The organism is Cronobacter sp. 153480017-3 (genome assembly GCF_053627815.1).
Genome location: NZ_JBSEYN010000001.1, coordinates 1 through 22664, shown reverse-complemented (window position 1 = coordinate 22664; position 22664 = coordinate 1). Strand labels below are relative to the sequence as shown.

Below are 22664 nucleotides of genomic sequence, written 5' to 3'. Positions count from 1 at the left end.
GCCACTGAGTCCGTGTGCGGCATGAAAAAGCGAGTCGCTACATCGTACACAATTTTTTAACAAAAACTGAGACTAAACCGACTTTTTACCCAGCCGGGTTACTTCGGGGCACTTTATTGGTTTAATACCGAAAAATGTTTTCCTTCGAATACAGGGACTGATCATGCAGAAACTCATTAACTCGGTGCAAAACTACGCCTGGGGCAGCAAAACGGCGTTAACGGAACTTTATGGCGTGGCGAACCCGGAAGGCCTGCCGATGGCGGAGCTGTGGATGGGCGCTCACCCGAAAAGCAGCTCGAAAATTCAGGATGCGCAGGGCCAGACCCGCGCCCTTCGCGAGGTGATCGACGCGGATAAAACCGCCCTACTCGGCGCGCCGGTGGCGGAGCGCTTCGGGGAACTGCCGTTCCTCTTTAAAGTGCTGTGTGCCGACCAGCCGCTCTCCATTCAGGTACATCCGAATAAACAGGCGTCTGAAGAAGGCTTTGCACGCGAAAACGCGGCGGGCATTCCGCTCAGCGCCGCCGAGCGTAACTACAAAGATCCGAACCACAAGCCGGAGCTGGTTTTTGCACTGACGCCGTTCCTCGCCATGAACGCGTTTCGTGAGTTCTCTGAGATTGTCTCGCTGCTGCAACCGGTCGCGGGCGCACATACCGCTATCGCGCATTTCCTTGCGGAGCCAAATGCCGACCGCCTGCGTGAGCTTTTCGCCGGGCTGCTGAATATGCAGGGCGAGGAGAAATCCCGCGCGCTGGCGGTGCTGAAAGCGACGGTCGCCAGTCAGCAGGGCGAGCCGTGGGAGACCATCCGGTTTATCGCGCAGTTCTACCCGGACGACAGCGGCCTCTTCTCCCCGCTGCTGCTGAACGTGGTGCAACTGAACCCTGGCGAGGCGATGTTCCTGTTTGCCGAAACGCCGCACGCCTATTTGCAGGGCGTGGCGCTGGAAGTCATGGCCAACTCCGACAACGTGCTGCGCGCGGGCCTCACGCCGAAATATATCGATATTCCTGAGCTGGTCGCCAACGTGAAGTTTGTCGCCAAACCGGCGGGCGAACTGCTGACGCAGCCGGTGAAGCAGGAAAACGCGCTGGAGTTCCCGATTCCGGTCGAGGATTTCGCCTTCTCGCTGCACGACCTCCATTCGCAGCCGCAAAGCCTCGCGCAGGAGAGCGCCGCGATCCTGTTCTGCGTTGAGGGCGAAGCGGTGCTGAGCAAAGGGGACGAGCGCTTGACCTTAAAACCGGGCGAATCAGCCTTCGTCGCGGCCAGTGAATCGCCGGTCAGCGCAAGCGGCGTGGGCCGTCTCGCGCGCGTCTATAATAAGCTCAACTAAGTTACTGATCTTTTAAGCAAGGATTGCTAAGCTTGGTAACATCTTTACCAGTCATGCCAGACGGACCGCCGTCTGGCTTCGTTTTAAGGGAACTGAACTATGAAAAAATCACTGGTTGCCGTGGGCGTGATTGTCGCTCTCGGGGTCGTCTGGACAGGTGGTGCGTGGTACACCGGTAAGCAATTTGAAAAACATGTCGGCGAAATGGTGGCAGAAGCCAACGCGCAATTTAAGCGTAGCGCGCCGCAGGCGGGGCTTGAACTGAGCTACCAGGATTACCAGCGCGGCCTGTTCAGCAGCCATCTGCAACTGGTGGTGAAACCGGCGGCGGGTCAGCAGGAAGCGCTGCTGAAGCCGGGCCAGAGCGTCGTACTGGAGCAGGTCGTAAGCCACGGTCCGTTCCCGCTCGCCGATCTGAAAAAACTGAATATTCTGCCGGCAATGGCGTCTGTGCACACTACGCTTGTGAACAATGACACCACCAAAGCGCTGTTCGATATGGCGAAAGGCAAATCGTTTGCCGACGTGCAGACCCGCATCGGCTACGGCGGCGCGACCTCCAGCGATATTCAGCTCCAGCCGCTCAATTACGAAGCCGCGGACGAAAAAGTTTCCTTTAGCGGCGGCGAATTCCAGCTTGATGCGGACAAAGACGGCAACGACGTGAGCCTGAAAGGTGAAGCGTCCAGCGGCCTGGTGAGCGCGGTGAATGAGTATGGTCAGCATGTGCAGTTGACTTTCAACGGCCTGAAAGCTGACGGCAACACCAAAATGACAAGCTTTAACGAGCGCGTCGGCGAGCAAAAACTGGATCTTGAAAAACTGGCGATTGCCATTGAAGGTCAGGAAATGGCGCTGCTGGAAGGCATTAGCCTGAACGGCAAATCCGACGTGGCGAAAGATGGCAAGAGCATCGACAGCCAGATGGATTACGTCATGAACAGCCTGAAAGTACAGAATCAGGATCTGGGCAGCGGCAAGATGACGCTGAAAATCGGCAACATTGACGGCCAGGCGTGGCATCAGTTCAGCCAGCAGTATAACGAGCGCAGCCGCGCGTTGATGGCGCAGCCGGGCGTTATGGATAATCCGGAGCAGTACCAGCAGCAGGCGACCGAAATCCTGCTCTCTTCCCTGCCGCTGTTGCTGAAAGGCAACCCGGTTATTACTATCGCGCCGCTGAGCTGGAAAAACGCCAAAGGCGAAAGCACCTTTAACCTGTCGCTGTTCCTGAAAGATCCGGGCCAGACGCCGGTGAGCGCGACTCAGGCCGCGCCTGCCGAACAGCTCGATCGCGTGGTGAAAAGCCTCGACAGCAAGCTGGTTATCCCGGTGGATATGGCGACCGAGATGATGACACAGGTGGCAAAACTGGAAGGCTACCAGCAGGCCGATGCCGAGAAGCTGGCGAGCCAGCAGGTGAAAGGCCTTGCGGCGATGGGCCAGATGTTCCGTATCACCACGATGCAGGACAACAGCATCGTTACCAGTCTGCAATACGCTAACGGCCAGGTGAATCTGAACGGGCAGAAGATGCCGCTCGCGGAATTTGTCGGCATGTTCGGCCTGCCGGGCATCACCGCGCCAGAGCCACAGACGATGCCAGCGCCCGCTGCGCCGGGTGTGACGCCGCCAGTCGCGCCGCAGCAGTAAAAACGAAAACGGCCTCTCAGGAGGCCGTTTTTTTTACACTTCAGTTGCCAGTAATGCGGTGACCCACAGAAACACTTTACTCGTAAGTAAAATCTACGTTGATAACCGAATTAAAACTGCCTGAGCCCGCGTTACCTTTTGGCGTGAAAATACGCGCAGCTAACGGGAATGTAGCGGTTCTGGTTGAATCATCAATCAACGCTTCCATTGTACTACCATTGCTATACGTCGTGTCATGATCGGCGCTGGCAAGTCGCAGCGCGACACTATTGGCTTCGCCGCTGTTTTTGAATGCCGTCGCGTCGTCACTGTCTGGCGTACCGTTGAAGGTCACCGTAGCCGAGTGGGTTCCTTCCGGGCATTGTTTTAATAGCAATGAGAAGTCATGCCAGTCACCGCCCTGCCCTGCATTTATCAACTGCGAACGATAGAATGAACCTAAATCAACCTGTTTATCGGCGGTATCCGTATCAACTGTACACGCACTCGGTACGACAGTGCCCTGCATGGTTATAGTGGAATTAGCCTGTACCGTAGAACTGATACCAACCATCAATAACAACGCAGCAATTTTACTGGGGGTCCGCATTATTTACTCCTGGCATACTTAATACTTATGAGAATTATTGGTAAGTGAAACTCGCCGTCACCACTGCGTTAATTGTTCCTGGCGATACCTGCCCATTTTGGGTAAAAGCACGCGTTTTTAAGTTATAGGTGTACGTGTCTTTATCAACGACACCCGTCCAGGACTTCCCATTACCGAATTTATCGCCACCGGTGCCTTGTAGCTGTACAGCTACATTCGTAGCTGTTCCGGAATTTTTATACATATCATCCGGGTTATCTTCATCAGGTGTTCCCGCAAAAGTAATAGTCGCCTTTGTGGTACCCGCCGGGCAATCCTTAAGATTAATATGAAAAGTAATCCACGGTGTTGCAGAACCGGCCTCATATAATGTGCTGGTTTGTATTGGCTGACCGTTACCAAGATCAATCGTCTTATTAATGCTGTCTCCGTCCACAGTACAAGGTGAAGCAGTAACTTTGCCTGAAATATTCATCGTTACAGGGTCATCTGCTATTGCGGCACTTGAAAAGAGTAAAGCAGTCATTACACCTGCTGTTACGCTTATAAATTTCATAGAAGTTCCTATTAAATCCTTAATCGCGGGTCGCTAAGACGAAAAGAAAATTGTCATTATCTATGACACATCTAAGTCGCTATGAGTTTCCCGTTTTTCACCAGGCGTTGAACTTATTGATAAGTAAAATCAGCGACTATACTGCTATTAATCGTACCCGGGATTACAGAGCCAGTCGGCGTATATGCGCGAGTAGCAAGGTCAAATTTAGCCGTTTTATCTGTAGTATTAACGTTTGCCGTCATGCTGTCACCGCTTTTAAAAGAAGAGGTCCAGTCTGTAGCAGCATTATCTTTAATCTGTACAACCATATTGGTTGCGGTGCCAGTATTTTTAAAACCATTCCCGACCGTTGAAGAAGAATCATTAGTGCCTGTAAAGGTGGCTGTGACTTTCGTCGTACCTGCCGGGCAATCTTTCATAACCAGACTAAATACTTTGTAGGGCATTTCTGCACCAGGCGTAGCCAGGCTGGCCGCATCTTTTTCGCCCAGATCGATATTCAATGTTGAGGCTGAAGTATCAAAAGTACAGGGCGAAGCAATAACATTACCTGTAATATTAATAGTTACTGGATCCGATGCGTTACTGGTTAATGAAAAAACAGCTGTTACTATAGCAATAATGGTTAGTTTAGTTTTCATAGGTAATTCCTTTTAAAAGACGAACTTATTGATACGTTAAATCCAGCGTAGCAGAGGCGTTTGCTTTACCGGTTGTTACTGCATTTTTAGTCTGGTAATACCGGGCCACGAGCGGGAACATTTCCTGACCACCAGACGATTTTTTTAATACGATACGGTTGTTCAGCTTCAACGGTGAATTATTATAAAGTAGCTGCACGCCTACACCGCTCGCCACATCACTGGAACCCTGTCCCGTCAGCGCCAGCACGCTGGTATCACTCACGTCGGGGTTTTGAATGCCGCTCAGGCTGACGTTTATATTGGCGTTAGCATCGCAATCTAATCCCAGGTTTTGGGTGTTCTGCGCACCTGATGGAATTGTTCCTACAGATGAGCCAAATTTTGATGCCAGGACATCACCGATTGGGAACGTCAAATTGGGCGTTGTTATTGAACAGGCAACCTGTGTAACGCTACCGCCAGTAATATAAAAATTCAGAATTGGCTGATTATTTATAGCTTGCTGTGCGACTAAACCATAAGGGAATTTATCCGATGTAATCTCACCAATTTTATATACTTTTACTATTGGCCCCTGCCCGGTATCATATAGATCAACAGGACCTGACATATGAACTGCCGTGCCATTAAGTGTATAATAAGCCGAACCTACCTCTTGAAGAGAGATTCCCACTCCCGGGATATTTGTTGTATAAACATTAGGTATTGATGTCGCTTTGGCTCCCGCATAAAAGTAATAATTATAAACATACCCACCATTTGCATCGCATGAGCCGTTTTTAATTCCCGTCACCCCAAACTGACGCTCAGCAATAACTGTTCCAACTGGTAAATCTCTTTGCGCGATGAGTGAACCCAGATCCAGGTAGTCCGTTGGTGAGCCCAAGGCATAGCAGGCTGCATGCCCCTGTTTAGCATAAAAAACACTGATAAGGAGTAATATCATTAACAGGAGAGTTTCTGCGTGTCGTTTGTTTTTTACTCTGCTCATTACTTACAATGCCCGTTGAAGGTTAATATTCCGCTTGTTGTTTCTGTTTCAGGAAGGTGGTAATTCACGCCACACATTTCATTATTTGTTTGCCCCCACTGAACGTTTAACGTGCCTTCTGGCTGCAAACCTGTGATATACACCTGCCCTTTATCGCCGACGATGAATCCTTGGTTATGTTGACCTGGAACTGTGACCGTAGCGCCAAAGGGCACTGGCTGGCCATTAGCCTGAAGCAGCGTCATAAGCACACGCAAACCGACATTGGCCACATATTCAGCACGTACTACCGCTCCGCGCGTTGGCACGACGGTACGGCTGGTGAGTTCCAGATCCACATCGTCCGGCATGCTTTCCGTATTAAGCGTTACATCATTCTTACGGTACGGTGTCACATTGCTCACCGTGGTATACCCACGAAAGTCGGTTTTCGCGCCCGTCTGGTTTTGAATACTGACGCCGCCCGCGCCTGGCGCTTTGACCAGTACGTTAGTTTCACCCAGCGGCTGCGACAGCGTGATACCATCTTCATGAGCCAGGATGCCGCCCTGCAGGCCATAGTTCAGGCGTTCGCCATTTTTGTCGTAGCTGTAGCCTGCCGTCATTTCGCCGTAAGTGCCTTTATAATCAGCGTTCATGTTACCGCTATACCCGACGTCATCGCTCCCATAGCCTTGTTGCACATTCCAGCTCAACGCATTATTTTCCAGCGCCATACCGGTCATGCCCGCAGTATGCGTAGTGCCGTTGTTTTTACTGTCATTCATGCTGTAATTGGCCCAGGTATTGCTCAAGAAACGCTCCAGCGGCACGCTGATATTGAGGGCTATAATCTGGTCTTTGTCGTAACTCACGCTGTTGTTGTAGTTACCGGCACTGCCGTTTTTACTGTAGGTATAGGTCAACCCATAGCTGATACCCCGCCAGGAGTTGTTATAACCAACGTTATACGACTCCATGGTTTTGTTCTTACCCCAGTAATCTTCACGTACCGCACTGGCGGTCAGCGAGCCCAGCGAACCTCCAAGCGACTGGCTGATAGACAGCTCTGCCCGGTTACGGCGGCGATCCAGCATAGCTGAATTGTTACCATAGGAATCAAGCACTTCCTGCATACTGTAGAAGCCCGCCGTAGAGTAACGGTAACCCGCGATTGAAAAGTTAGTGCCGGTTTCTACAAAGTCTTTACTGTAGCGAATGCGCCAGGACTGACCGCTGCTCTTCTCCATGTCTTTAAGGCGTGACCATGCCTGAATGACATCTGCAGAAATGGCACCGATGGCCCCCATATTCTTACCGAGACCGAGCGCCAGTGCCTGGTATTTACTTGCCTCCTGGAGACCGCCATACAATGTAAAGCCGCGCGGAAGACCGAAGATCCCAGTAAACTGGGCAAACGGTGTTTTTTCGACGCTGCTATCATAAGAACGATACTGACCGCCCGTTAGGGCGTACTTCAGACGACCTTCACGTTGTAATACCGGTAAGGAGGCAAACGGCACTACAAAATGCTGTTCACTCCCGTCAGCCTCTTTCACCGTGACATTCAGATCGCCCGCGCCGCCAGTGGAGTACATGTCGGTAATTTCAAAGGCACCTGCTGCCACATAGCTTTGATAAATGACATAGCCATTCTGCCGAATCACAATTTGCGCATTGGTGCGAGCCACACCACGCACGACTGGCGCATAGCCGCGCTGGGATTCCGGTATCATGTCGTCATCAGAAGCAAGCTGGGCCCCACGAAACGAGATACTGTCAAACACATCCGCTGGCGAGGAGCTATCACCCGCCACCAGTTTTGCTTTGAGCGGTACAATATTGCGTTGCAGATACGTATAAACGGTATCCCATTTATCCTTACCTTTTTCGTCGCGGTTCCAGGTCGTGTAGTTACGCAACCGCCAGGCTCCCAGGTTAATCCCCGGGCGCAGGTTGGCGTACTGGCTGTTGCTGTTTGCCCCCTTGTCGGCGTAATTATTCGCACCACTCATGCTGTAGTTAAGCATCGCAGCGGGAATACCCTCATCCCAGAGTGCAGGGTCTACATAACCACGCGCCTGCGGCGACAAAGCAGCTTGCGGTATGCTCAGAACCAGCTTTTGCGCATTAAATAAGAACTCAGAAGAAGCTTTAGGAATGGCAGATAAACGCGCGCATTTTCCATCAGCATTAAGCTCAGGGAATAATGTCGTTTTCACGCCATAGCTTTGAAGCAACGCTATCGGTAGACATGGTTCCAGTCTTTCTTGGCCACTGGTATCTCTGAGGGTTTTGAATTCGATATCGCGTGTGTCGACCGTCTGGTCGTTAATAATAATATCAACACGATATGTCCCCGGCGCCTGAGTTCCCGACTCAAAAGAAGACAAGTCTGCCCCTTTCATTCCTGGGTTATCTAATTGCAGCAGTTCAGGGTTAAAATAATCTCGCGCATGGCCTGTTGTAATTACACCTGAGAGCGCCATAGAGATAAATATCGCAAGGCGAGCTGGTTTAAAACAACTCTCCCCGATTGTATTACGCATTCCTTTTCTCCGGGAATTTCCTTAAGAGCATAGTTTTTATGTTAGTGAAGTAAATTATATTGTTACTTTATGGGCTTCACCAACGCCGCCATAGTCGTTGATTAATTTGAAGGTCAAACTACCATGACTTACATTTTTCGGCAGATTGAAGTGCGCCGTTGCCCCCGGAGCAACATACGTCACATCATCAACCTCACTACCATCGATTTTGATTTCATTAAAATTCATATAATACTGGCTGGGATTCGTTACCTGAATTACATTCCCGGAAACGCGCCACTGCAATCTATCAACCTGCTCCTCTGGCGTGGTTTTCTTTAGGGCGGCGGGACGATAAATTAACTTAATTCGCGTTTTCACTGCGATTTGTAGCGTATTATCACGGCGCTCCGCAGAGGGGATAGATTTTATATTAAGCCAGAACAGCGACTCTTTATCTTCTGCGAGGGCACCTGCACGTACTATACGCATGACATTCTGCTGGCCTTTATCGAGTCGGTAAAGCGGCGGCGTAATAATAAAAGGAGCTTTCTCAGCACCCCCATCTGGTGACTCTACCCATGATTGAATTAAATAGGGCACGGAATCCGGGTTGTTGACGCTGAGAGAAGATTCTTTCTTGTTGCCATCATAAATAACGCGCGTGCCGCCAATAATTACACCTGCCTTGGCTGCACTCATGACAGATACCAGTGCCAGAGTGGCTAATGTTGTTTTACGAAAGAATTTCATTTTGTGACCTCTGTAAAAAGGGCCGATACCGGCCCTGTCGTTTTCTCAGGAAGAAATCCTTAAGAAATTAGTTGTAGTTAACAGTGAAGTTAGCAACGGAGTTTGCTTTACCCGCCGTGACAGTCGCTGACGTAGAACGATAAGCAGCATAAAAGTCCAGGTTGTTTTCTGAGGTACTGCTCAGCGCATAGCTGTAGTCATTAACGCTGTGAAGCGGCAGAGCTGTTTTATCAGCAGTCATCAGCTTGATAGCAACGCCAGAAGCGGCATCTGCAGCGGAATCCAGCGCCAGCAGATCAGAGTCAGACGTATCCGGCGCACCATCAAACTTCACTTTTGCTGATGTTACCGTTTCCGGACAGTCTTTCAGCTTAATGGTAAATTTGGTGGTGGAGGCGTCAGTGCCAACGCCAGTAAACGCGGTTTTAGATACTTTACCCAGATCAACGGTCAGAGTGTTGTCTGTACCGATATCTACGGTGCAAGCCTGATCGAGAATTTCGCCCGTAAATTTCACAGTACCATCAAAAGCCATAGCTGAAGTAGCAGACATTGAAGCGATAGCAGCAAAACCAGCAGCGATTACGATTTTTTTCATTTCAATTTTCCTTAATTAAAGTTTCCCGTTTTTAAATTAGCTATATTTTTAAATAGTTAACTCAAAACATTTTACTACCTGACAGGCGTCATTTGCGTAAAATGCCGCCACGTAAACGACGAATGCACCATTACTTTTTCATATGCACGATGAATTCAAGAATCTGCTTAGAAAAACCAATAGGAAAAATACATCGTTAGGCCTTAAGCACTTCCTCGTCGATACGTCGCAAAATGTTACTAATAATAAATTTTACTTCAAACATTTTAAGTTCCACAATTGGAAATATTGCTCAGCGAGCTATAACATTTAATTGTTACTTTCAAGTAAAATTAATTCTTTTTTTACAATTCTCAGCCTGCGTGTCAGCCACCAGATTCAAAAAATGGCTTTATCCGCTTTTTTGAGCAGGAGACGGCGCATCAGGCATATAAAAGCTTTAACACTAACTAACAACGTAAACCTGCTTTCTCTCTTTCAATGGTTCACTACTGGCCCCGATCAATCCACTGGCTTTTAAAGGTCACATGCAATTATTTCACTGATAAGACATGGGAACAATTTTCACCATCAATGTAAAAAGATGGCACATAAAATGTTACATCACTTACCCTTGCAGGAAGGTTTTAAAATACTTCGACAGAGAATAAAAGGCGTAAAAAAATAAAAAATTCATGTCATCCCTGGGATGATTACGTTAAATGATAAGAAACAGGCTACAAGATATAAAAATGACTACCAAAGAAAATGATATTCGGAAGATGCTAATGGTGAATTCGGGATATTGATGATGCTTAAAAACGACAGCAGACACTGATTCTTACCAGTACATATTATAAGCCGTGATTAAGCAAACCGACGTATTACGCCCGTATATTACTGCGGCTAATTTTATTGGCAATTGAATATTATTGCACTACAGCACAAAAATATGAATGCCGTTTGAGCGACCTTAAGTAAACGTACGACATAATAGAGTGCGGGAAGTTTTGCAGATCACAGGTATACCGGCCCGGACGAAATCTGCATCGCAGGTAATGCGAATGGCCTCTCAGGAGGCCGTTTTTTATTGTGCTGTCAGCGCCGGGCCACCAGCCGCGGGCCGAGGATCAGGCTGCCGGTGGATTCATCGCCGTGCTGAATGCGCTGCATCATGCGCTCGGCCACGCAGTGCCCCATTTCACGCGCAGGCGTCGTTACCCAGGTCAGGGGCACGTCATCGAGTCTCGCCTCCGGCACTTCCGCGAATGCCGCCAGCGTCACGCTGTTCTCAAAATAGCTCTCATAACCGCCTTCGCCACTCTGCCGCCCGGCACGCATCAGGCCGAACCACGCGCCCATCGCCACGGTACTGTTATGGCACAACACGGCGGTAATCGTCGGGTTAACGCGCAGCAGTTCATTAATGGCCTCCGCGGCCTGTTTCTGCCCGGCCGGACATTCAACAATCCACTCGCTGTGAAACGGCAGGCCGTACTGTAAAAGCGTGGCGCAGTAGCCGCCGAGACGTTCGGCGCGGGTCAGCGACGAGCTCGCCCCGCCAAGCCAGGCGATACGCTGATGGCCGCGATGAATGAGATGCTCGGTCACGAGCCGCGCCGCCTGCTGGTTATCCGGGCGCACCGTGTCCACTTCATCGTGATGGCTGGCGCGTGAGGCGAAAAGCAGCGGTATATTGCGCGCGCGGGCCTGCGCCTGCCACGCGGTAACCTGCCCCGTGCCGCCAGCCACCACCACGCCGTCAACGCCCTGGTCGAGCAGCGTATCGAAACAGCGCTGCATTTGGGCTTCATCACGCCCGCCCTGGAGCAGAAACAGCATTCGCCCCTGCGCTTCCAGCGCCTCGGAGAGGCCCGCGGTGAGCTCGGCGTAAAACGGCGTGGTGAGATCGCGCACGATAAGCCCAATCACCCCGCTTGGCCCGCCGCGCAGCGCCGACGCCTGCCGGTTACGCACAAATCCTAACTGCTCAATGGCCTCGTTCACCCGCTGGCCGGTGGCGCTTGAGATCCGTCCCTTACCGCTCAGCACCAGCGAAACGGTGGCGACCGACACCCCCGCCGCCTGCGCGACATCATTAATAGTGATTCTTTTCGCCTGACTCATTGGCTACGCTTTTTGCTCCAAAACTGGCAGATAAAACCTTTTACCTGTCCTTCTATTATAACTGCGAGGCCTGGGTAATGTTCTGTGATTCACCGCGCATTAAACTTTGATAAAACGTTTTATCTTGCAATCCTTCGTTCAGGGGCTGGGATCATTTAATGCGAGGTGTCGTTTATGACGGCGAATACAGGTCAAAAAAATACGCTGTGGGGATTTATGCAGCAGCTCGGCAAGACGTTTATGTTGCCGGTGGCGCTGCTGTCGTTTTGCGGCATTCTGATGGGCATTGGCAGTTCGCTCAGCAGTCATGACGTCATTACGCTGATGCCGTTACTCGGTAATAGCGTGTTACAGCTCATCTTTACGTGGATGAGCAAAATGGGCTCTTTCGCCTTCAGTTTTCTGCCGGTGATGTTCTGTATCGCGATTCCGCTGGGGCTGGCGCGTGAAAACAAAGGCGTGGCGGCGTTTGCCGGTTTCGTCGGCTACGCGGTGATGAACCTGGCGGTTAACTTCTGGCTCACCGCCAAAGGGATTCTGCCGACGCAGGACGCGGCGCTGCTGAAAGCCAACAACGTCCAGTCGGTGCTCGGCATTCAGTCTATCGATACCGGCATTCTGGGCGCGGTGATCGCAGGCGTGATCATCTGGCTTTTGCATGAGCGTTTTCATAAAGTGCGGCTGCCGGACGCGCTGGCGTTTTTCGGCGGTACCCGTTTTGTGCCTATCGTTACCACCGTGGTGATGGGCCTGGTCGGGCTGACGATTCCGCTCATCTGGCCGTTCTTCGCCAAAGGCATTAACGCGCTGGGCTGGCTGATTAACAGCACCGGCAGCTTCGCGCCGATGATTTTCGGCACCGGCGAGCGCCTGCTGCTACCTTTCGGCCTGCAACATATTCTGGTGGCGCTGATCCGCTTTACCGAGGCGGGCGGCACAATGGATGTCTGCGGGCACAGCGTCTCCGGCGCGCTGACCATCTTCCAGGCGCAGCTTAACTGCCCTACCTCGCACGGCTTTGCCGAAAGCGCCACCCGCTTCCTGTCGCAGGGGAAAATGCCGGCGTTTCTGGGCGGCTTGCCGGGCGCTGCGCTTGCCATGTACCACTGCGCCCGCCCGGAGAACCGACATAAGATCAAAGGGCTGCTGATTTCCGGCGTGATCGCCTGTGTGGTGGGCGGCACTACGGAGCCGCTGGAGTTTCTGTTCCTGTTTGTGGCGCCTGCGCTCTATCTTATCCACGCGCTGCTGACCGGGCTGGGCTTTACCATGATGGCGCTGCTTGGCGTGACCATCGGCAACACCGACGGCAATATTATCGATTTTGTGGTTTTCGGCGTACTGCACGGGCTTTCCACCAAATGGTACTGGGTGCCGGTGGTGGCGGGCGTCTGGTTCGTGGTCTATTACGCTATTTTCCGCTTCGCTATCGCACGCTTTAACCTGAAAACGCCGGGCCGTGAGGCTGATACCGCGGCCGTGAATGTCGCGCCTTCAGGCCATACGGGGAAATCCGGCTATGACGTCCCGGCCATTTTGCAGGCGCTCGGCGGCGCGGAAAATATTACGTCGCTCGATAACTGCATTACCCGCCTGCGTCTTTCGGTAAAAGATATGTCGCGGGTTGACAGCGCCGCGCTCAAGGCGAACCGCGCCATCGGCGTGGTGCAACTGAACCAGCACAATTTGCAGGTGGTGATTGGCCCGCAGGTGCAGTCAGTCAAAGATGAAATGGACAGCCTGATGCAGACCGTGCAGGCGTAAACCGGGAGGCGACATGTTCGATTTTTCACAGGCCGTGGATCGCCACGGCACCTGGTGCACCCAGTGGGATTACGTGGCCGACCGATTTGGCGTGGACGATCTCCTGCCCTTTACCATTTCCGATATGGACTTCCCGACCGCGCCCTGCGTGCTGGAGGCCATATCAGCGCGGCTGGCTCACGGCGTGCTCGGCTACAGCCGCTGGCAGAACCCGGCGTTTACCGGCGCGATTGCCCACTGGTACGCCACGCGTTTCGGCTGTGACATTCCGCGCGAGGCGCTGGTCTACGGGCCATCGGTGATTTACATGGTGTCGCAACTCATCCGCCAGTGGTCAGCGCCCGGTGACGAGGTACTGATCCACACGCCCGCCTATGACGCGTTCTGGAAAACCATTGAAGGTAACGGGCGCCGGGTGCTCGGCGCTCCACTGACGCATACCGCGAAAGGCTGGCAGTGTGACATGACCGCGCTGGAGGCACTTCTGGCACGCCCTGAATGCAAAATCATGCTGCTGTGCAGCCCGCATAACCCGACCGGCAAAGTGTGGCGACGCGGCGAGCTGGAAACCATGGCGGCGCTGTGCGCGCGTCACGGCGTGCGGGTGGTGAGCGACGAAATCCATATGGATATGGTCTGGAGCGATCATCCGCATATACCGTGGTGCGAGGTCGGCCAGGGGCGCTGGGCGCTGTTCTCGTCGGCTTCAAAGAGCTTCAACATTCCTGCGCTGACCGGGGCCTGGGGGCTTATCACACAGGCTGAAGACCGTGAGACGTATCTTCAGGCGCTGAAAGGCCGCGACGGTCTCTCGTCACCTGCCGTGTTATCGCTGGTCGCGCATATCGCGGCTTACCGCGAAGGCGCGCCCTGGCTTGATGCGCTGCGCGGTTACTTGCAGGAGAACCTGCGTTTTGTGGCGGAGCAGCTCAATGGCGCGTTTGCGCAACTTAACTGGCAACCGCCCGAGGCGACGTATCTGGCCTGGATCGATTTACGGCCTCTGGGGCTTGATGACGAGGCGCTACAAAAGGCGCTGATTGAGCACGGGAAAGTTGCGATTATGCCCGGATACACCTACGGAGAGGAAGGACGCGGCTTCCTGCGGCTGAATGTCGGCTGTCCGCGCAGCAAACTGGAGCAAGGCGTGGAGCGGCTAATTTGCGCAATTCGTTCACTTTAAGTGCAAAAGGGGACGTTACGGCCCCTCTTTTGTTGCGCAACGTAGCATTCTGGCGGCAATTATTTTTATAATGGTATGCACTTTATTCTAAAAAAGAGTGCCATCATGATTGATACCCGCCTTCCCCTTACCGACCTTCATCGCCATCTTGACGGCAACATCCGCGCGCAAACGATTCTCGACCTGGGCCGCCAGTTTAATCTCGCCCTGCCCGCCGATACGCTGGAGACGCTGCGCCCGCACGTGCAGATAACCAAAAATGAACCGGATCTGGTGAGCTTTCTCGCCAAACTCGACTGGGGCGTAAAGGTGCTCGGCTCGCTGGAAGCCTGCCGCCGCGTGGCGTATGAAAATATGGAAGATGCCGCGCGCAACGGCCTGCATTATGTGGAACTGCGTTTTTCGCCGGGCTATATGGCGATGACCCACAACCTGCCGATAGCCGGCGTGGTGGAAGCCGTGATTGACGGCGTGCGTCAGGGCAGCCGCGACTACGGCGTTGACGCTCGTCTTATCGGCATTCTGAGCCGCACCTTCGGTGAAGAGGCGTGCGTGGCGGAGCTGGACGGCCTGCTGGCGCATCGCGACCATATCACCGCGCTGGATCTGGCGGGCGACGAACTGGGCTTCCCCGGCAGCCTGTTCCTGAACCACTTCAACCGTGGACGTGACGCGGGCTGGCATATCACCGTTCACGCCGGTGAAGCCGCAGGCCCGGAGAGCATCTGGCAGGCGATTCGCGAACTCGGTGCCGAGCGTATCGGTCACGGTGTAAAAGCGGTGGAAGATCCGGCGCTGATGGATTTCCTGGCCGAACAGGGTATCGGGATTGAATCGTGCCTGACCTCTAATATCCAGACCAGCACAGTGGCCTCACTGGCGCACCACCCGCTGAAGACATTCCTGAAGCACAATATTCTCGCCACAATTAATACCGACGATCCTGGCGTGCAGGGCGTCGATATTCGTCATGAGTATGAGGTTGCGGCACCGGCTGCCGGGCTGAGTGCGGCGCAGATCCGCACCGCACAAGAAAACGGCCTGAAAATCGCGTTCCTGACGGACGCCGAAAAACAGGCGCTGGTAGCGAAAGTCAGCGCGGCGTAAGCCGCGCCGCCAGGTCAGGAGGCAGAGGCCTTCTGATCTGTTTTCTGCTCGTTACGGCGCGCATAGCGCTGCGCCATCACCGCACAGACCATCAGCTGGATCTGATGGAAAATCATCAGTGGCAGAACCATGATCCCCACCTGGCTTGCCGGAAACAGCACGTTCGCCATCGGCACGCCGTTTGCGAGGCTTTTCTTGGAGCCGCAGAAAACGATGGTTATCTCATCCTCTTTATTAAAACCGAGAAGGCGCGACATCCAGACGTTAATCACCAGCACAATCGCCAGCAGCACCAGCGACACGACAACAACCGCCAGCAGCGCCAGACCCGTCACCTGATGCCAGATGCCTTCCACCACGGCCTCGCTGAAGGCGACATAAACCACCAGCAGAATCGATGAACGGTCCGTCATATTGATAAGCTTTTTATGCCTGTCGACCCAGCGGCCAATGAGCGGACGCGACAGATGCCCCACCACAAACGGCACCATCAGTTGCAGAATGATTTTCCCGATAGCTTCAAGCGTATCGGTCTCGCCCTGCTGGGCCTGCATCATGACGCCCACCAGTACCGGTGAGAGGAAAATCCCAAGAATGCTTGACGCCGACGCGCTGCACACCGCCGCCGCGACGTTGCCGCGCGCAACGGAGGTAAACGCAATGGCGGACTGTACCGTCGCAGGCAGCGCGCAAAGATAGAGGAAACCCATATAGAGCGATGGCGGCAGCACGCTGTGCGGGATGAACTTCATCGACAGGCCAATGAGTGGAAAGAGTACGAACGTACTGAGAAAGACCATCAGATGCAGCCGCCAGTGCCCCATCCCGGCCAGAATCGCCTCGCGGGAGAGCTTCGCGCCATGCATAAAAAACAGCAGCGCGATGGCCGCCGTAGTGAGGTATTCAAATACCGTTTTGACACGCCCTTCGCAGGGAAACAGCGAGGCGACAATCACGACGCCAATCATAATCAGTAAAAAGGTGTCAATTTTCAGGCGCTTCAGCCAGTTCATTGTCAGTTCCTTGTCATGTTGCAGGTTTATTTACTTTGCAACAAAAAGCCGATCCTGGCGAGTTATGCGGGTGAAACCGCGCGCCTGAGTGACGCGCCGTTTAAAATGGAAGAAGAATTGCCCCGCCGAGGGTACGACGGAGCTTACGTCTTAACTGCGCAGGCAGACCGCGGCGCGGCGTTTCGCGGATTCAATCCCCGCTTCAATCAACTCCATCACGACGATAGCCTGGCTTGCCGGAACCGGGTTTTCACCTTCGCCACGGATAGCGCTGCGCACGGCAGCGTAATAAGCCGGATAGTTACCCGGCACCGTCAGCAGCGTCTGTTCATCAAGCATCTCGCCGCGAGGCACCGTTAATACGCCGTCGCGCATGTCGTAACCCCAGTTTTCCTGCGGCGGACGCGTACCCGATTTCAGGCTTTCCTCCTGAGGATCAAGGCCAAACTTGACGTAGCTGCCGCGAGTGCCGTGTACGATATAACGCGCGGACTCCGCTGCCGCCAGCATCGTACCGTGCAGCACAACGCGCCGCTCCGGGTACGCCAGCACGGCGTGGAAATAGTCCGTCGCCTGCGCGCTCGGGCGCAACTCCGCGAGATCGACGTTGATACTGACCGGCAGCCCGAAAAGCTGCACCGCCTGATCCAGCAGATGCGGTGCCAGATCGTACCAGATGCCGCTGCCTGGCCCGGCCTGTTCGCGCCAGCGGTCACGCACCTGAGGGCGGAAGCGGTCAAAATGGGATTCGAAATAAGCGACCTCGCCAATTTGCCCTTCGGCGATAATCTGTTTGAGCGTCAGAAAATCGCTGTCCCAGCGGCGGTTATGAAACACCGACAGCACCAGCCCGGCGCTTTTTGCCAGCGTTTCCAGCTCACGTGCCTGCGACAGCGTGACCGTAAAAGGTTTATCCACCACCACATGTTTCCCGGCTTCCAGCGCCGCTTTCGCGAGCGGGAAGTGGGTATCATTCGGCGTGGGAATGACAATCAGATCAAGATGCGGATCGTTGAACAGCTGTTTTGGGTCCGACACGACCGGCATTCCCGGCCAGTCGGCGTGGACTTTCCCCGCGTCGCTGCTGGAGATGACGTCAAGCTCCATCCCCGGCGTACCTGCGATAAGCGGCGCGTGAAAGGTTTTACTGGCGTAGCCGTAGCCGATTAATCCCACCCGGACGTTATCGTTCATGTTCATTCCTCTGCTGAGTTAACCCCTGTATTTGACACCATTCGCAACGTCGCCTCAACGCTTTCATAACCAAACGAAAATAAACGGCTTATTTCAGAATTTTCATCATTTGCTGCCTCGCGCCAGAATCTTTCTGGCGAAACCGCGCAGGCATTTCCTTCTTTGATGTTCAATAGCGTCCGACTCACGATGCATCGTGAGCAATTTATTGTTTTGGTGAAATAAGCAACACGACTTAAAAGAAATAGCGTGGTGTTTATCGCGTCAATAATGCTACGGCCTGAAGGAAGAATAAAACCGGAACGCGCAAGAGAACGTAGATAAAACACCTGGAAATAGCAGGTGTACCGCCAGGGAATGCGCGGCAACCCGAGTGACAGTGCCTGAATCCGGTTTACATATTGTCGTAAAAAGGCCGCCCGGAGGCACAAACAGGATATTGCCAGCTTCCGTGAAGCGCGTTACTCTTTCTCTCCCGAAAGCCGGGCCTGCGTTAATTCTCAAGGAAAACTCTTAAATGTTATTCAGGCTTTTATTAAACCTGCATAATGCCATTTTTGCGTTTATTCTTTACCCGGCCCGCCTCTTCTGGCGAAATCTCATTTTTATTTTATTGCGCGGATAACGATTAACATGACCGTTCAGGACTATTTATTAAAGTTTCGTAAAATCAGTACGCTTGAAAGTCTGGAAAAATTGTTCGATCACCTTAATTACACCCTTACGGATAATCAGGAAATTATCAATATGTATCGCGCCGCGGATCACCGCCGTGCCGAACTGGTGTCCGGTGGACGTCTGTTCGATCTGGGTCAGGTGCCGAAAACCGTCTGGCGTTACGTGCAGTAAGGCGTAAAGGTAGCAATCAGACAGAAAATCTTTATAATCTTTGCGCTGTAATTATTCTTTAGCCATTTGTTGAATTTATATCCCGGGAGGTTATATGACCGACGCGTCCCCGATGCGTATCGGAGGCTGGTTGCTCGCCCCTCTCGCCTGGTTATTGATGTCGTTACTCAGCACCACGCTTGCCGTCGCGCTCTATGTGATGGGGCTTGCCTCCCCGCAAGTCCATCAGGCGCTCAGCGCGCAAGGCACTACGCAAGTGCTTTTCTGGTATGGCTCGATGCTGTGCGCCATGGCGATGTGGGGCTATACGCTCTGGCTGACCGTCGCCTTTTTCAAATGCCGTCAGGGTGTGCCGCGCCACTATATTATCTGGCTGCTGCTGACCGTCCTGCTGGCGATAAAATCTTTTGCGTTCTCGCCGGTGAGCGACGCGCTGGCGGTACGTCAGTTGCTGTTCCCGCTACTGGCCGCCGCACTGCTGGTGCCCTATTTCAAGCGCTCTGCGCGCGTGAAGCAGACGTTTGTCCGGGCAAAATAACCTTACAGATTCTCCGTTGTCGCCCTTTGTCGTATGTCCGATAATGAGCGGCTTTTTTCGTTTCAGGTCGAATAATGACTGATTATTTACTGTTGTTTGTTGGAACGGTGCTGGTCAACAACTTCGTGCTGGTGAAGTTTCTCGGCCTGTGTCCGTTTATGGGTGTTTCCAAAAAACTGGAATCCGCGATTGGCATGGGAATGGCGACCACGTTCGTGATGACCCTTGCGACCATTTTTTCATGGGTTATCGATCATCTGATTCTGGTGCCGCTTGAGCTGGTCTACCTGCGTACGATGGCGTTTATTCTGGTTATCGCGGTCGTGGTGCAGTTCACCGAAATGGTGGTGCGCAAAACCAGCCCGGCGCTTTATCGCCTGCTCGGTATTTATCTGCCGCTGATTACCACAAACTGCGCCGTGCTGGGTGTTGCGCTGCTTAGCATCAATCTTAACCACACCTTTATGCAGTCGGCGCTGTATGGTTTCTCCGCCGCGGTCGGCTTCTCGCTGGTGATGGTGCTGTTCGCCGCCATTCGCGAGCGTCTGGTTGTGGCCGACGTGCCGCTGCCGTTTCGCGGCAACGCCATCGCGCTGGTCACCGCGGGCCTGATGTCTCTGGCCTTTATGGGCTTTAGCGGACTGGTGAAGTTCTGATGGAAATGATTGTTATCGCGGTTGTCGCGCTGACGCTGCTGGCCCTGCTTTTCGGCATGCTGCTGGGCTATGCCTCGCGCCGTTTCGCCGCAAAAGAAGATCCGGTGGTCGATCAGGTCGATGAACTGCTGCCGCAGAGCCAGTGTGGCCAGTGCGGCTATCCGGGTTGCCGCCCGTATGCCGAGGCGGTCGCCAACAACGGCGAGCAGATCAACCGCTGCGTGCCCGGCGGCGAGCCGGTGATGCAGAAAATCGCCACGCTGCTTAACGTCGAGCCGCAGCCGCTGGACGGCGACGCCGCCATGGCCGAGCCGGTGCGTATGCTGGCCGTTATCGACGAGCCGAACTGTATCGGCTGCACCAAATGTATTCAGGCCTGTCCGGTGGACGCTATCGTCGGTGCCACCCGCGCCATGCACACCGTGATGAGCGACCTCTGCACCGGTTGTAATCTCTGTGTAGACCCCTGCCCGACGCAGTGCATTGAGCTGCGCCCGGCCGCCACCACGACGGATAACTGGAAATGGGATCTCAACACCATTCCGGTGCGTAACATTCCTGTGGAACAACATGCTTAAGTTATTTTCTGCGTTCAGAAAAGAGAAAGTCTGGGATTTCAACGGCGGCATTCATCCGCCGGAGATGAAAACCCAGTCTAACGGCACCCCGCTGCGCCAGTTGCCGCTGCCGGGCCGTTTTATTATTCCGCTCAAACAGCATATCGGTAGCGAAGGCGAGATCTGCGTAGCGCCAGGCGATAAAGTCCTGCGCGGCCAGCCGCTCACCGTTGGTCGTGGCCGGATGCTGCCGGTACATGCGCCCACCTCAGGCACCGTAACGGCGATTATGCCGCACCCGACGGCGCACCCTTCCGCCCTGCCGGAACTCTCTGTGATTATCGACGCCGACGGCGAAGACAGGTGGATTGCTCGTGACGGCTGGAGCGACTACCAGTGCCGCAGCCGCGAAGCGCTGATTGAACGTATTCACCAGTTTGGCGTGGCGGGCCTCGGCGGCGCCGGGTTCCCGACCGGCACCAAGCTTCAGGGCGGCGGCGATAAAATCGAAACGCTGATTATCAACGCCGCGGAGTGCGAGCCCTATATCACCGCTGACGATCGCCTGATGCAGGATTGCGCCGCGCAGATTATCGACGGTGTGCGCATCCTTGCCCATATTCTTCAGCCGCGCGAAGTGCTGATCGGCATCGAAGATAACAAACCGCAGGCAATCTCAATGATGCGCGCCGTGCTGCACGGCGAGCATAAAATTCGCCTGCGCGTGATCCCGACCAAATACCCGTCGGGCGGCGCTAAGCAGCTCACCCAGATCCTGACCGGCAAACAGGTGCCGCATGGGGGGCGCTCTTCTGATATCGGCGTGCTGATGCAGAACGTCGGTACCGCGTTTGCCGTCAAGCGCGCGATTATCGATGGCGAGCCGCTGACCGAACGCGTAGTGACGCTGACCGGCGAAGCCGTCGGCCGTCCGGGTAACGTCTGGGCGCGTATCGGGACGCCGGTGCGCCACCTGCTGGAACACGCCGGGTTTATCCCGACCAGCGAACAGCTGGTTATCATGGGCGGCCCGCTGATGGGCTTCACCCTGCCCGGCCTTGACGTCCCGGTCGTGAAAATCACTAACTGCCTGCTGGCACCTTCCGCCACTGAAATGGGCGCGCCGCAGGAAGAGCAGCACTGCATCCGTTGCAGCGCCTGCGCCGACGCCTGCCCGGCCGACCTGCTGCCGCAGCAGCTTTACTGGTTCAGCGTCGGCCAGCAGCATGATAAAGCCACCGCCCACAATCTGGCGGACTGTATCGAATGCGGCGCGTGTGCGTATGTCTGCCCGAGCAATATTCCGCTGGTGCAATATTTCCGTCAGGAAAAAGCGGAAATTCGCGCTATCGCCGAAGAAGAAAAACGCGCCGCGGAAGCTAAAGCGCGCTTTGAAGCGCGCCAGGCCCGTCTCGAACGTGAAAAAGCCGCGCGCCTTGAGCGCCATAAAAAATCTGCCGTACAGCCTTCAGGCCAGGATCAGGACGCCATTCAGGCGGCGCTGGCACGTGTTCGCGAGAAGAAAGGCGATGATCAGCCGATCATAGTGGCCGCCGGGGCGACACCGGATAACAGCGCGGTGATTGCCGCCCGTGAAGCCCGTAAAGCGGAAGCCCGCGCACGTCAGGCGGAGAAAGTGCAGCAGGAAATGGCCGCGAACAGCTCCGTACCTGCACACGAAGCAACGGAACCGGAAATTGACGCCAGCGCGGAATCCGTCGACCCGCGTAAAGCCGCCGTCGAAGCCGCCATTGCCCGCGCCAAAGCGCGTAAAGCGGCGCAGGCCGGGGAAAACGCGACCGCAGACGAAAAACCTGCCGAGCCGGTCGACCCGCGTAAAGCCGCCGTCGAAGCCGCTATTGCCCGCGCCAAAGCGCGTAAAGCGGCGCAGGCCGGGGAAAACGCGACCGCAGACGAAAAACCTGCCGAACCGATCGACCCGCGCAAAGCCGCCGTCGAAGCCGCCATTGCCCGCGCCAAAGCGCGTAAAGCGGCGCAGGCCGGGGAAAACGCGACCGCAGACGAAAAACCTGCCGAACCGATCGACCCGCGCAAAGCCGC

At 54.1% G+C, this 22664-nt stretch carries 21 protein-coding genes; 10 read left to right on the top strand and 11 right to left on the bottom strand.

Annotated features, from left to right (window positions below; translation table 11 throughout):
* The first annotated feature begins 163 nt into the window (after positions 1-163).
* Entirely contained in the window at positions 164-1342 is a 1179-nt protein-coding gene (manA, locus tag ACUW6V_RS00105; protein ID WP_454037817.1) for a mannose-6-phosphate isomerase, read from the top strand.
* Between the two features lie 99 nt (positions 1343-1441).
* Complete coding sequence (locus ACUW6V_RS00100; protein WP_454037816.1) at positions 1442-2995, top strand: YdgA family protein; 1554 nt, start codon at positions 1442-1444, stop codon at positions 2993-2995.
* Between the two features lie 76 nt (positions 2996-3071).
* Here the strand turns inward: ACUW6V_RS00100 and ACUW6V_RS00095 are convergent, their stop codons facing one another.
* From ACUW6V_RS00095 to ACUW6V_RS00060, 8 genes are all read right to left on the bottom strand, one after another.
* The gene (locus tag ACUW6V_RS00095; protein ID WP_014728972.1) at positions 3072-3584 is read right to left on the bottom strand and encodes a fimbrial protein; all 513 of its coding nucleotides are present in this window, start codon (positions 3582-3584) and stop codon (positions 3072-3074) included.
* A gap of 34 nt (positions 3585-3618) precedes the next feature.
* The gene (locus ACUW6V_RS00090; RefSeq protein ID WP_012124892.1) at positions 3619-4140 is read right to left on the bottom strand and encodes a fimbrial protein; all 522 of its coding nucleotides are present in this window, start codon (positions 4138-4140) and stop codon (positions 3619-3621) included.
* Positions 4141-4253: 113 nt separating this feature from the next.
* Positions 4254-4784 carry a fimbrial protein gene (locus ACUW6V_RS00085; protein WP_012124893.1) on the bottom strand — a complete coding sequence of 177 codons (531 nt, stop codon included), beginning with the start codon at positions 4782-4784 and terminating at the stop codon, positions 4254-4256.
* A gap of 25 nt (positions 4785-4809) precedes the next feature.
* Complete coding sequence (locus tag ACUW6V_RS00080; protein ID WP_454037815.1) at positions 4810-5778, bottom strand: fimbrial protein; 969 nt, start codon at positions 5776-5778, stop codon at positions 4810-4812.
* Positions 5778-8306 carry a fimbria/pilus outer membrane usher protein gene (locus ACUW6V_RS00075; protein ID WP_454037814.1) on the bottom strand — a complete coding sequence of 843 codons (2529 nt, stop codon included), beginning with the start codon at positions 8304-8306 and terminating at the stop codon, positions 5778-5780. Before ACUW6V_RS00075 ends, ACUW6V_RS00080 begins: the two co-directional genes overlap by 1 nt.
* Before the next feature lie 54 nt (positions 8307-8360).
* Complete coding sequence (locus ACUW6V_RS00070) at positions 8361-9038, bottom strand: fimbrial biogenesis chaperone (protein ID WP_105622139.1); 678 nt, start codon at positions 9036-9038, stop codon at positions 8361-8363.
* Between the two features lie 67 nt (positions 9039-9105).
* The gene (locus ACUW6V_RS00065; RefSeq protein WP_014728976.1) at positions 9106-9636 is read right to left on the bottom strand and encodes a fimbrial protein; all 531 of its coding nucleotides are present in this window, start codon (positions 9634-9636) and stop codon (positions 9106-9108) included.
* Positions 9637-10713: 1077 nt separating this feature from the next.
* On the bottom strand, positions 10714-11742 hold the full coding sequence (locus ACUW6V_RS00060) for a Mal regulon transcriptional regulator MalI (RefSeq protein WP_007890869.1): 1029 nt from the start codon (positions 11740-11742) through the stop codon (positions 10714-10716).
* Between the two features lie 174 nt (positions 11743-11916).
* Between ACUW6V_RS00060 and malX the strand changes: the two genes are divergently transcribed.
* The 3 genes from malX to add all read left to right on the top strand — a co-directional run bounded on the left by malX (position 11917) and on the right by add (position 15796).
* Positions 11917-13506 (top strand): maltose/glucose-specific PTS transporter subunit IIBC, encoded by a 1590-nt coding sequence (gene malX / locus ACUW6V_RS00055; RefSeq protein WP_454037813.1) that lies wholly within the window; start codon positions 11917-11919, stop codon positions 13504-13506.
* Between the two features lie 13 nt (positions 13507-13519).
* A complete protein-coding gene (locus ACUW6V_RS00050; RefSeq protein WP_454037812.1) occupies positions 13520-14689 on the top strand; it encodes a MalY/PatB family protein in 1170 nt (389 codons plus the stop codon).
* A gap of 105 nt (positions 14690-14794) precedes the next feature.
* Complete coding sequence (gene add, locus ACUW6V_RS00045) at positions 14795-15796, top strand: adenosine deaminase (protein ID WP_454037811.1); 1002 nt, start codon at positions 14795-14797, stop codon at positions 15794-15796.
* Positions 15797-15810: 14 nt separating this feature from the next.
* On the opposite strand, the gene ACUW6V_RS00040 is transcribed toward add, so the two are convergent.
* The 3 genes from ACUW6V_RS00040 to ACUW6V_RS00030 form a co-directional block, all read right to left on the bottom strand.
* Positions 15811-16809: a bile acid:sodium symporter family protein gene (locus tag ACUW6V_RS00040; protein WP_454037810.1), complete on the bottom strand. Its 999-nt coding sequence runs from the start codon at positions 16807-16809 to the stop codon at positions 15811-15813.
* Positions 16810-16959: 150 nt separating this feature from the next.
* The gene (locus ACUW6V_RS00035) at positions 16960-18003 is read right to left on the bottom strand and encodes an oxidoreductase (protein WP_454037809.1); all 1044 of its coding nucleotides are present in this window, start codon (positions 18001-18003) and stop codon (positions 16960-16962) included.
* Between the two features lie 2 nt (positions 18004-18005).
* The gene (locus ACUW6V_RS00030) at positions 18006-18191 is read right to left on the bottom strand and encodes a hypothetical protein (RefSeq protein ID WP_454037808.1); all 186 of its coding nucleotides are present in this window, start codon (positions 18189-18191) and stop codon (positions 18006-18008) included.
* Positions 18192-18636: 445 nt separating this feature from the next.
* Between ACUW6V_RS00030 and ydgT the strand changes: the two genes are divergently transcribed.
* The 5 genes from ydgT to rsxC form a co-directional block, all read left to right on the top strand.
* Positions 18637-18852, top strand: coding sequence for a transcription modulator YdgT (ydgT, locus tag ACUW6V_RS00025; RefSeq protein WP_004384910.1), 216 nt, complete (start codon positions 18637-18639; stop codon positions 18850-18852).
* Between the two features lie 94 nt (positions 18853-18946).
* Complete coding sequence (locus ACUW6V_RS00020; RefSeq protein WP_004384911.1) at positions 18947-19390, top strand: DUF2569 domain-containing protein; 444 nt, start codon at positions 18947-18949, stop codon at positions 19388-19390.
* Positions 19391-19464: 74 nt separating this feature from the next.
* Positions 19465-20046 carry an electron transport complex subunit RsxA gene (gene rsxA / locus ACUW6V_RS00015; RefSeq protein ID WP_105744393.1) on the top strand — a complete coding sequence of 194 codons (582 nt, stop codon included), beginning with the start codon at positions 19465-19467 and terminating at the stop codon, positions 20044-20046.
* A complete protein-coding gene (rsxB, locus tag ACUW6V_RS00010) occupies positions 20046-20624 on the top strand; it encodes an electron transport complex subunit RsxB (RefSeq protein WP_454037807.1) in 579 nt (192 codons plus the stop codon). Before rsxA ends, rsxB begins: the two co-directional genes overlap by 1 nt.
* On the top strand, positions 20617-22664 hold a 2048-nt coding region (gene rsxC, locus ACUW6V_RS00005), incomplete at its 3' end, for an electron transport complex subunit RsxC (RefSeq protein ID WP_454037806.1). The genes rsxB and rsxC, both read left to right, overlap by 8 nt.

Bases quoted from the DNA above. Each gene is read 5' to 3' on its own strand.
- manA (WP_454037817.1), top strand. From the start codon at position 164: ATGCAGAAACTCATTAACTCGGTGCAAAACTACGCCTGGGGCAGCAAA.
- ACUW6V_RS00100 (WP_454037816.1), top strand. From the start codon at position 1,442: ATGAAAAAATCACTGGTTGCCGTGGGCGTGATTGTCGCTCTCGGGGTC.
- ACUW6V_RS00095 (WP_014728972.1), bottom strand. From the start codon at position 3,584: ATGCGGACCCCCAGTAAAATTGCTGCGTTGTTATTGATGGTTGGTATC.
- ACUW6V_RS00090 (WP_012124892.1), bottom strand. From the start codon at position 4,140: ATGAAATTTATAAGCGTAACAGCAGGTGTAATGACTGCTTTACTCTTT.
- ACUW6V_RS00085 (WP_012124893.1), bottom strand. From the start codon at position 4,784: ATGAAAACTAAACTAACCATTATTGCTATAGTAACAGCTGTTTTTTCA.
- ACUW6V_RS00080 (WP_454037815.1), bottom strand. From the start codon at position 5,778: ATGAGCAGAGTAAAAAACAAACGACACGCAGAAACTCTCCTGTTAATG.
- ACUW6V_RS00075 (WP_454037814.1), bottom strand. From the start codon at position 8,306: ATGCGTAATACAATCGGGGAGAGTTGTTTTAAACCAGCTCGCCTTGCG.
- ACUW6V_RS00070 (WP_105622139.1), bottom strand. From the start codon at position 9,038: ATGAAATTCTTTCGTAAAACAACATTAGCCACTCTGGCACTGGTATCT.
- ACUW6V_RS00065 (WP_014728976.1), bottom strand. From the start codon at position 9,636: ATGAAAAAAATCGTAATCGCTGCTGGTTTTGCTGCTATCGCTTCAATG.
- ACUW6V_RS00060 (WP_007890869.1), bottom strand. From the start codon at position 11,742: ATGAGTCAGGCGAAAAGAATCACTATTAATGATGTCGCGCAGGCGGCG.
- malX (WP_454037813.1), top strand. From the start codon at position 11,917: ATGACGGCGAATACAGGTCAAAAAAATACGCTGTGGGGATTTATGCAG.
- ACUW6V_RS00050 (WP_454037812.1), top strand. From the start codon at position 13,520: ATGTTCGATTTTTCACAGGCCGTGGATCGCCACGGCACCTGGTGCACC.
- add (WP_454037811.1), top strand. From the start codon at position 14,795: ATGATTGATACCCGCCTTCCCCTTACCGACCTTCATCGCCATCTTGAC.
- ACUW6V_RS00040 (WP_454037810.1), bottom strand. From the start codon at position 16,809: ATGAACTGGCTGAAGCGCCTGAAAATTGACACCTTTTTACTGATTATG.
- ACUW6V_RS00035 (WP_454037809.1), bottom strand. From the start codon at position 18,003: ATGAACGATAACGTCCGGGTGGGATTAATCGGCTACGGCTACGCCAGT.
- ydgT (WP_004384910.1), top strand. From the start codon at position 18,637: ATGACCGTTCAGGACTATTTATTAAAGTTTCGTAAAATCAGTACGCTT.
- ACUW6V_RS00020 (WP_004384911.1), top strand. From the start codon at position 18,947: ATGACCGACGCGTCCCCGATGCGTATCGGAGGCTGGTTGCTCGCCCCT.
- rsxA (WP_105744393.1), top strand. From the start codon at position 19,465: ATGACTGATTATTTACTGTTGTTTGTTGGAACGGTGCTGGTCAACAAC.
- rsxB (WP_454037807.1), top strand. From the start codon at position 20,046: ATGGAAATGATTGTTATCGCGGTTGTCGCGCTGACGCTGCTGGCCCTG.